Origin of the sequence: Pseudomonas sp. JV245A, assembly GCF_032424515.1 — a bacterium.
In the GTDB taxonomy this organism is placed as follows: Bacteria; Pseudomonadota; Gammaproteobacteria; order Pseudomonadales; family Pseudomonadaceae; genus Aquipseudomonas; species Aquipseudomonas protegens.
Genome location: NZ_VYKE01000264.1, coordinates 1 through 4048 on the forward strand (window position 1 = coordinate 1; position 4048 = coordinate 4048).

A 4048-nucleotide genomic window follows, 5' to 3' on the forward strand; every position below is an offset into this window, starting at 1 on the left:
AGGGCCTGCTCGGGGGTGCTCAGCACACCGTCCGGGATACTCAGGCCGAAGCCGCGCAAGGCCTGTTTGGACTGCCACTCGTCCAGCAGCACGCTGGCGCCGTGGAGGGCCTGCGGGCACAGCGGCACCAGGGCCGACTCCCCCAGGGCCAGCAACACCGGGCGCCGCTGTTGATAGGCGACGATCCGCCCCCAGGCCGCCAGGCCATCCTCCACCCCTTGCAAGGCGGGAATGCCGTGGCCGTGCAAACGCTCGCGGGCACTGGCCGGCAGCAGCTCGGGAAAGGCCGAGGTGACAAAACCGCGCTTGCCGTGGCGCTGCAACGCGGCGCAGAACAGCTCCAGCAGCAGGTCGCATTCCTTGCGCTCGCCGGTGAACTCGGCCGGGTAATCCAGCACCAGCATGGCGCTGTCGGCCTCGGTACGCAGGGCCGTGTCGAGCATGGCTTGCAGGGCCGTAGCGTCGCCCCAGATCGCGGTGGTGAAATCCAGAGGGTTCACCAGGTTGGCGTAGCCCGGCAGCACCTGGGCCAGCTCGGCGCATTGCCCGGCATCCAGCTTGGGCAGCTGCAGGGCGTTGCGCTCGGCGTAGTCGGCGATCAGCCCGGCGTCGCCCCCGGAACAGGCCAGGGCCATCAGTTGCGGGCCAGCCGGCAACTGCCCGCAGGAGGCGGCTTTCAAGGTTTCGACAAAACTCACCGGGCCGCTGACCCGGATCACCCCCAGGCGCTGGAACAGCGCGTCGTACAGCGCGTCCGATCCCGACAGCGAACTGGTGTGACTCAAGGCCAGCTCGGCACCGATCTGCGACACCCCGGTCTTCAGGGCAATGATCGGAATGCCCTTCTCCAGGGCCTTGTGCGCCGCCCGGGCAAAACCCGGCACGTTCTTCAGGCCTTCCAGGTGCAGGCCGATGGCAGTGACCCGCGGCTCGTCCAGCAGCACGTCCATCAATTCGGCAATGCCCAGCTGCGCCTGATTGCCCACCGAGGCCATGTAGGCCACCGGCAGCGAGCGATCGCTCATGGACAGGTTGTAGGCGAAGTTGCCGCTCTGGGTCAGCACTGCCACACCGCGTTCCACGGGTTGACCGCCATGGGCCACCGGCCACAGCGCGGCGCTGTGCAGGTAATCCAGCAGGCCGTAGCAGTTGGGGCCCAGCAGCGCCATGTCGCCGGCGGCCTGCAGCAGTTGCTGTTGCAGGGCCTGGCCCTGGGCGCCGGTTTCGGCAAAGCCCGAGGCGTAGCAGATCGCCCCGCCGGCGCCCTTGGCCGCCAGCGCCGCGACGCAGGTCAGGGTCAGCTCGCGGTTGGTGGCGACGAACACCGCATCCGGGCCGCAGGGCAGCTGTTCGATGCTGGCCACGCAGGGCACGCCATCGAGCTCGGCATGCTGCGGGTTGACCAGCCACATGGGCCCGGCAAACCCGCCTTCGGCGCAGCGCTTGAGGGCCCGGGCCATGCTGCGCCCGCCGACGAAAGCCAGATGCCGGGGCGCCAACAGGCGTTTGAGATTGTCACGCAAGGTCTGGGACATGACGGCAATTCTCCAGGGCGCTCAGCGCATCAGCGGCCGCAGCAGTTCACGGGAAATGATGTGGCGCTGGATCTCCGAAGTGCCTTCCCAGATGCGCTCGATCCGCGCATTGCGCCAGATGCGTTCCACCGGGCCTTCGTCCATCAGGCCCATGCCGCCGTAGATCTGCACCGCCTCGTCGGCCACCCGGCCCAGCACTTCACTGGCAAACAGCTTGGCCATGCCGGCCTCGCCGTCGGTCATGCTGCCCTGGTCCATCTTCCAGGCGGTGTGCAGGGTCAACAGCTCGGCGGCGCGGATCTGCGTGGCCATGTCCGCCAGCTTGAACGACACCCCCTGGTAACTGCCGATGGCCTGGCCGAACTGCTTGCGATCCGCCGCCCATTGCAGGGAGGCATCCAGGGCGCGCTGGGCCTGCCCGACGCAGTTGGCGGCGACCATCACTCGCCCGGCGGTGAGCCAGGCGTTGGCCACTTCCCAACCCTTGCCCACCTCCCCCAGCACCTTGGAAGCCGGTACCCGGCAGTCATCGAAGAACATCTCGAAGGTGTGGTAGCCGCGGTTGCTCACGCACTTGGGGCCACGGCGGATGGTCAGGCCCGGGGTGTCGCGATCCACCAGGAACGAAGTCACCGCGTTGCGCTGACGGCCGTTGTGCTCATAGGTGCCGGTGACCGCAAAGACAATGGCGAAATCCGCATGCCCGGCGTGGCTGATGAAGTGCTTGCTGCCGTTAAGCACAAAGTCGCCGCCGTCGCGCACGGCGCGGGTCTTGATCGCATTGGCATCGGAACCGGCGCCGGGTTCGGTCAGGGCGAAGCAGTCGACCTTGCGCCCTTGCACACAGGGCAGCAGGTAGTCGCCGATCTGCGAGCCGGTACAGGCCATGAGGATTTTCGAAGGCCGGGCAACGAACACATGCAGGGCCCAGGAACACTTGGCCAGCTCACGCTCGATCAGCGCCTGGGACAGGTAGTCCAGGCCGCCGCCACCCACTTCTTCCGGCATGTTGAAGGCATAGAAGCCAGCGGCGATGGCCTTGCTGCGGATCTCCCCGGCGAGGTCGGCGCTGACCTCATCGGCGCGGTCCACCGCCTCTTCGTGGGGCAGCAACTCCTTGCTGACAAAACTGCGAACCGCGTCCACCAACATTTCTTGTTCTTGGCTGAGTTGGAAATTCATGGCGCTACCTGTGAGTGATTGACGGTGCAAAAAAAACGAGTGATCTGGCAGGACGATCTGGCGAAAAACACCGTCCCGTAGGAGCCAGCTTTCTGGCGAACGGGCCCTTGAATCAGGCGCTGTTCTTGCGGGCGCCTTCGCCGGCAAGCCGGCTCCTACAAAATGGGCGCATGGCCCAGGGGCCCTTTCGCCGGCAAGCGGAACGCCGCCCGACCGCCCCTACAACCCTTGGAAACGTGGCGGGCGTTTTTCGCTGACGGCACGCAGGGCTTCGGCGCCGTCGGCGCTGCGCCCGCACAGCAGGCCTGCGGCCAGTTCGGCGGCCAGTTGCTGCGCCAGGCTGCGGTCGGCGCCCTGGCGGATCAGCTTCTTGGTCTGGGCAAAGGCGAAGGTCGGGCCCGTGGCCAGGCGCGCCGCCAGCTCGCTGACGCTGCCGATCAGTTGCTCGTCGGCGCACACCTCGCCGACCAAACCGGCGGCCAGGGCGCGTTCGGCGCTCCACAACTCATCGAGGAACAGCAGGCGCTTGGCCTGTTCGCTGCCGATCAAGCGCGGCAGGTGCCAGCTGGCCCCGGCGTCCGGCGAGTAGGCCATGCTGGTGTAGCCGGCCTTGAAGCGCGCCGACTGCCCCGCCACCCGCAGGTCGCAGCACAGCGCCAGGTCCATGCCACCGCCCACCGCCGTGCCGTTGATGGCGGCGATGGTGGGTTTGTCCAGGCTGTGCAGGCAGGTCATCAAGGCGTGGGCGGTTTCGGTCCAGCCGTAGCTTTCCAGGGCGCCCCGGGCCTCGGCTTCGGCCCATTCCGCCAGATCGGCCCCGGCGCAGAAACTGCGGCCGCTGCCGGTCAGCACCAGCACCCGTACCGCCGGGTCGCTGTTGCAGTGCTCCAGCAAGGCATGCAGTTGCTTGAGGGTGGGGATGTCCAAAGCATTGCGTTGCTCCGGGCGATTGAGGGTGATCCAGGCTACGCCGGCTTCGACCCGGCTGAGCAGCGACGATGAAGGGGTCATGTGCGTCCTCGAATTATTGTGGTTGGCGTGAGGGAGGTGACGTGAGGGCCATACTAAACGAGTGTTCAACAAGGCGGCAATTGGGGGGCTTGGGGGGAGTTTTGGTCGAGTTTTTTAAGTATCCCTTTGTTTTTATTAGGTAAAAATCTGGATTCTTGGGGTGTGGTGTGTGGGGGTTGTTACAACTTCGAACAAGCCTCGACAAAAGGGGGATTGGGGGAGGTTTTTTTGTGGCGAGGGTGCTTGCTCCCGCTCGGGCGCGCGGCGGTCGTAAAGCCTGAGGGGGGCGGTCTGATTGGTGGACATATCCGTTGCTGCGG

Annotated in this window: 3 protein-coding genes; all 3 read right to left on the reverse strand. The window is 66.4% G+C overall.

All coding sequences use genetic code 11. The annotated features are described in order from the left end of the window. The coding region (locus F6S12_RS30155; protein WP_315869719.1) for an acetate--CoA ligase family protein at positions 1–1535 on the reverse strand (1535 nt) is incomplete at its 3' end. Between the two features lie 21 nt (positions 1536–1556). Then, the gene (locus tag F6S12_RS30160; RefSeq protein ID WP_011061007.1) at positions 1557–2717 is read right to left on the reverse strand and encodes an acyl-CoA dehydrogenase family protein; all 1161 of its coding nucleotides are present in this window, start codon (positions 2715–2717) and stop codon (positions 1557–1559) included. Positions 2718–2936: 219 nt separating this feature from the next. Then, positions 2937–3728 (reverse strand): enoyl-CoA hydratase/isomerase family protein, encoded by a 792-nt coding sequence (locus F6S12_RS30165; RefSeq protein ID WP_011061006.1) that lies wholly within the window; start codon positions 3726–3728, stop codon positions 2937–2939. Between the last annotated feature and the right edge of the window lie 320 nt (positions 3729–4048).

Coding starts and splice junctions, on each gene's coding strand:
- F6S12_RS30160 (WP_011061007.1), bottom strand. CDS start 2,717: ATGAATTTCCAACTCAGCCAAGAACAAGAAATGTTGGTGGACGCGGTT.
- F6S12_RS30165 (WP_011061006.1), bottom strand. CDS start 3,728: ATGACCCCTTCATCGTCGCTGCTCAGCCGGGTCGAAGCCGGCGTAGCC.